We start from the raw sequence: 1097 nt of genomic DNA, 5'->3' as shown, positions 1-1097 counted from the left end.
CGCCCGGCTTGAAGGCTTCGCCGGTCACGGTGATCTGCATCATGCGCAGGGCACCCATGGAGACGAATACGTCTACGCCCAGCATCTGCGACTTGATGCGACTGATCAGGTCGACGGCGACTTGCTGGTAGCTATTGCCGGCTACATAAATCGGGCCTAGGCCGGGGAAGTCGATATTGCCCTGACGGCCGACGCGCAAGGTATGCAGTGCATTTTCCTTGCCGTAGAGCTGGATTTTCAGCTCGTCACCGGGGCCGATCAGATAGTCGTCTGGCACCGGTAAATCGGAAAGCGGGGTATTGCTGGTCGGCATGCCGGCAAACAGGCTGTAACCGAAAGGTTCGCCTGCCTTGCTGGCGGTAGCAGCTGTTGTGCGCGGCTGTATGGTGGGGGCTAGTGCTGGTGCGGCTTCGGAAGGCGAGGTCGCAGATTGTGCAGCACTGGCGGAAGCCGCCTGAATTTGTGCCTCGCTGGCACCGTACTGGCGGGCCAGTGCGATTTGCTCCGGCGTTAGCGCATGGGCGGATGCCATGGATAGCGTGACAGCCAGAATGGCGAGTCGCTTTTTTTGCATCTAAAAAACCCTTTTAAAGCGAGCGACCTACTAGGCCGCGAATCAAAGATGAAAATCGTATTGTTTTATGCTTGAAAGCCTGGTGTTAATAGCTGACGTCAACTTTGACGCCAGCGTAACCGGGGCCGAAGTCGAAAATAGGCTGGTAACGGCCGCGCTCGCGCTGTGCGCTCCACAGCCATTTCCCTGTCGCATACCCGAGCAGGCCGCCGGCCGCAACATCCGATACCCAGTGCTTGCCCTTGGCCGTACGTCCGAGCGAGGCAATGCCGGCAACACCATATAGCCAGGGTGCACGGTATTCGGCGGCAAATGGTGTGATGGCGCCAAATGTTACTGCAGTATGGTTGGACGGAAAGCTGCTGTCGCTACGTGACTGGCCTGCATCTTGCCGGCTCCAGTGGCCTTGACCCTCATCCGGTCGTGCACGGTTAAAGGCTTGCTTGAGCAGCATGCTGCTACCTGCCGCGACTGCAGCCGACTGGAGGGCAATAAAGCCGGTGTTCTGCAGCTTGCTGTCGCC

The 1097-nt window shown here is 58.7% G+C and carries 2 protein-coding genes; both read right to left on the bottom strand.

The features are described 5' to 3' along the window. On the bottom strand, positions 1 to 574 hold a 574-nt coding region (locus EGI20_RS18750), incomplete at its 3' end, for a polysaccharide biosynthesis/export family protein (protein ID WP_498630615.1). 85 nt (positions 575 to 659) lie between these two features. Continuing rightward, a partial coding sequence (locus EGI20_RS18745; protein WP_498633207.1) for a phosphatase PAP2 family protein occupies positions 660 to 1097 on the bottom strand: 438 nt, incomplete at its 5' end.

It is taken from the genome of Aquitalea sp. S1-19, assembly GCF_024343515.1.
This window is presented reverse-complemented; position numbering and strand designations above follow the sequence as displayed.